At 70.2% G+C, this 3,744-nt stretch carries 2 protein-coding genes and 2 pseudogenes; 2 read left to right on the forward strand and 2 right to left on the reverse strand.

The genetic code is table 11. The features are described 5' to 3' along the window. A partial coding sequence (locus ACOJVU_RS05835; RefSeq protein WP_421528907.1) for a Clp protease N-terminal domain-containing protein occupies positions 1 to 1,148 on the reverse strand: 1,148 nt, incomplete at its 3' end. Between the two features lie 268 nt (positions 1,149 to 1,416). On the opposite strand from ACOJVU_RS05835, the gene ACOJVU_RS05840 reads away from it, so the two are divergent. Both ACOJVU_RS05840 and ACOJVU_RS05845 read left to right on the forward strand, forming a co-directional pair. Continuing rightward, positions 1,417 to 2,571: an FAD-binding oxidoreductase gene (locus ACOJVU_RS05840; protein ID WP_421528908.1), complete on the forward strand. Its 1,155-nt coding sequence runs from the start codon at positions 1,417 to 1,419 to the stop codon at positions 2,569 to 2,571. Positions 2,572 to 2,593: 22 nt separating this feature from the next. Further along, a pseudogene (locus tag ACOJVU_RS05845) lies at positions 2,594 to 3,501 on the forward strand (aldose 1-epimerase). A gap of 20 nt (positions 3,502 to 3,521) precedes the next feature. Here the strand turns inward: ACOJVU_RS05845 and ACOJVU_RS05850 are convergent. After that, positions 3,522 to 3,744 (reverse strand): annotated as a pseudogene (locus tag ACOJVU_RS05850) (MerR family transcriptional regulator); the annotation flags it as partial.

Here is a 3,744-nt window from a genome sequence, read left to right on the forward strand (position 1 = left end):
GTGATGTAGCGGTCGGACAGCGTGGCCGCGGCCACCAGGGCCGAGTCGGTGATGCGCACGCCGTGGTGCACCTCGTAGCGGTCCTTGAGCCCGCGCAGGATGCCGACGGTGTCCTCCACCGACGGCTCGCCCACCAGCACCTGCTGGAAGCGGCGCTCCAACGCGGCGTCCTTCTCGATGTATTTGCGGTACTCGTCGAGCGTGGTGGCCCCGACCAGCCGCAGCTCGCCGCGGGCCAGCATCGGCTTGATCATGTTGCCGGCGTCCATCGCACCCTCGCCGGTGGCGCCGGCGCCGACGATGGTGTGCAACTCGTCGATGAAGGTGATGATCTGACCGGCGGAGTTCTTGATGTCGTCGAGCACGGCCTTGAGTCGCTCCTCGAACTCGCCGCGATACTTGGCACCGGCCACCATCGAGCCCATGTCGAGCGAGATCACGGTCTTGTCGCGCAGGCTCTCGGGCACGTCGCCGGCCACGATGCGCTGGGCCAGGCCCTCCACGATCGCGGTCTTGCCGACACCCGGCTCACCGATGAGGACCGGGTTGTTCTTGGTGCGGCGGCTCAGTACCTGCACGACGCGGCGGATCTCGTTGTCGCGGCCGATGACCGGGTCGAGTTTGCCTTCGCGGGCCCGGGCGGTCAGGTCGGTGGAGTACTTCTCCAGCGCCTGGTAGGTGGCCTCGGGGTCGGGACTGGTGACCCGCGCGCTGCCGCGCACCTTCACGAACGCCTCACGCAGGGCCTGCGGTGAGGCGCCGTGGCCGGTCAGCAGCTTGGCGACGTCGGAGTCGCCGGTGGCCAGCCCGACCATCAGGTGTTCGGTGGAGACGTACTCGTCGTCCATCTCGGTGGCCAGGTGCTGGGCGGTCGTGATGGCTGCCAGTGATTCGCGCGACAGCTGCGGCTGCGCGCTGGCGCCGCTGGCCTGCGGCAGCCGGTCCAGTAGGCGCTGGGCCTCGGCGCGGATGGTCGCCGGCTCGACTCCGACCGCCTCGAGCAGCGGCGCGGCGATCCCGTCGGCCTGCGTCAGCAAGGCCATCAGCAGGTGGGAGGGCCGGATCTCGGGGTTACCGGCGGATGAGGCCGCCTGCAGCGCCGCCGTCAGCACTGCCTGGGTCTTGGTGGTCGGGTTGAAAGAATCCACGACGCCTCCGTTCGGGTCGGGTAAGAATGAAAATGCTTGTCGCGTTGTCTAACGCCGTCAAGATTGAGTCTGTTCCGCTCAAGTCGGCCGAAAGTCAAAAGTGCCGGTCGACGTGCCGGCGCTGCGGGCTGCCCGCTCCTGCGCGACGGTCCTGACTCCACCGCGAAGCTGCCCCGGCACGCCGAACGGATGACCATTGTCGACCTCGCTGCTGACCTGAATACCGAGGATCAATCGCCGGCGCGCGGCGCACCTAGAATTCCGTTCCGTGAGCCTGGAGGACCGGGAGTCGTTGCGGGTGCTGTGCGAGGCGGTCGCGCAGGACGCGCTCGTCCACCGGTTCTACACGCACTGGTTCGCTCTCGACGCCTCGGTGCGCGACCTGTTCCCGGCCGAGATGGCCGGCCAGCGGGCGGCTTTCGCCCAGGCGTTGCGCTGGGTCTACGCCGAGCTGGTCGAGCAACACGCCGCCGAACCGGTGGCCTTCCTCGCCCAGCTGGGCCGCGACCACCGCAAGTACGGCGTGCTGCCGACTCACTACGGCACCCTGCGCCGCGCGTTGCACGTGGCGCTGCGCGACCATCTCGGCCAAGCCTGGACCGAGGCCGTCGACGCGGCCGCGACCGCGTCGCTGAACCTGATCACCGGGGTGATGAGCGGTGCCGCCGACGCCGAGGAAGGCCCCGCCTGGTGGGACGGCACGGTCGTCGAGCACCTCCGGGTCTCCCGCGATCTCGCGGTCGTACGCCTGCACCTGGACCGCCCGATGGACTACCACCCCGGCCAGTACGTCACCGTCCAGGTCCCGCAGTGCCCCCGCCGCTGGCGCTACCTGAGCCCGGCCATGCCGGCCGACCCGGACGGCCGCATCGAGTTCCACGTCCGGGTGGTCCCCGGCGGGCTGGTCAGCACCGCCGTCGTCGCAGAGACCCGCCCCGGCGACCGGTGGCGGTTGTCGAGCCCGCACGGAGCGCTACACGTCGACCGGGATGGCGACGACGTGCTGATGGTGGCCGGCAGCACCGGCCTGGCGCCGCTGCGCGCACTGATTCTGGACCTGGGCCGCTACGCGGTGAACCCACGCGTACACCTGTTCTTCGGGGCCCGCTACCGATGCGAACTCTACGACCTGCCCACGCTCTGGCAGGTCGCGGCGCACAATCCGTGGCTGTCGGTCTCGCCGGTCTCCGAGTACGGCGCCGACCCGCCCTGGGCGGCCGACTATCCCGACTGCACCCCGCCCCGCGGGCTGCATGTGCACCAGACGGGCCGCCTGCCGGAGGTGGTGACCAGATACGGTGGGTGGAGCGACCGGCAGATCCTGATCTGTGGCGGGCCGGACATGGTCGGGGTCACCAGGGCCGCTCTGATCGCCAAAGGCGCTCCGCCGGAACGCATCCAGCACGACCCACTGTCCGGGTGAGTTGAGGTAACCGAGGTAGGGCATGCACATCGCGACACTGCGCGACCCGTCCTCGCCGGTCGCCGCCCGGTTCGTGCCGGAGGCCGGGATGATCGGCGTATCGCTGACCGACGACGGGGTCGAGCTACTCGGCCAGCGTCGCGGCCTGGACGCCTACGTCAAGGCCGGCAAGACGATGGGCATTCCCATCCTGTACCCGTGGGCGAACCGGTTGGGCGGTGACACCTACACCGCGCAGGGCGTGACGGTGCGGCTGACGCCGGGCGAGAACGGCGTGCGCGCCGACCCCCACGGGTTGCCCATTCACGGCACCATGGCCGCCTACCCCGGCTGGCGGGTGACGACGGAAACGGGCAACGAACTGAGTGCCGAGGTCGACTTCGGCGCCGACCCGCGGCTGCTGGCCGGTTCCCGTATCCGCACGTGCTCGCGGTGTCGGCGCTGCTGGCCGAGCGCATCCTGACGGTGAGCACCACGGTCACCGCGACCGGCGACACGGCGGTCCCATTGTGCTTCGGCTTCCACCCCTACCTGCAGCTGCCCGGGGTGGCGCGCGGCGAGTGGATGATCGAGACGCCGCCGCTGCGGCACCTGACCCTCGACGGGCAGGGGCTGCCCACCGGCGAGTGCAGTGCCCAGCCGGCGAGGTGCGAACCGTTGGGCGACACGGCTTTCGACGACGCTTACGATCAGGTCGACGACAATGCGATGTTCGCGGTGTCCGGCGGCGGGCGCCGCGTGGAAGTCCGCTTCGAGCGCGGCTATCCCGCGGCTCAGATCTTTGCGCCGCCAGCCGACGAGGACCCCGCAAACGCCGTCGTGTGCTTCGAGCCGATGACCGCGCCGACCGATGCGCTGCGCCGCGGCGGATACCGGTGTGCGCGCCCCGGCGAACCGGCCGTCGCTCAGTTCTCCATCCGGGTCAGCTGAGGTTGCGCTGCTCGCGGGTGCTAGCGCCGCGGTCGCCACACCACCAGCGCGGTGCTCTTGGGCAGTACCGCGAGTTCGCGCCGCTGGTTGGCGCGCGACGCCAGCAACTCCTCGCTCAACTCTCGCACCCGTGCCTGCAGCGCCTCGACCTGGTTGGTCAGCTCGATGATGCGCTTGATGCCGGCAAGGTTGACGCCCTCGTCCTGGGAAAGCCGCTGCACCTCGCGCAGCAGGTCGACGTCA

This window comes from Mycobacterium sp. THU-M104, from assembly GCF_049197365.1.
Taxonomy (GTDB): Bacteria; Actinomycetota; Actinomycetes; order Mycobacteriales; family Mycobacteriaceae; genus Mycobacterium.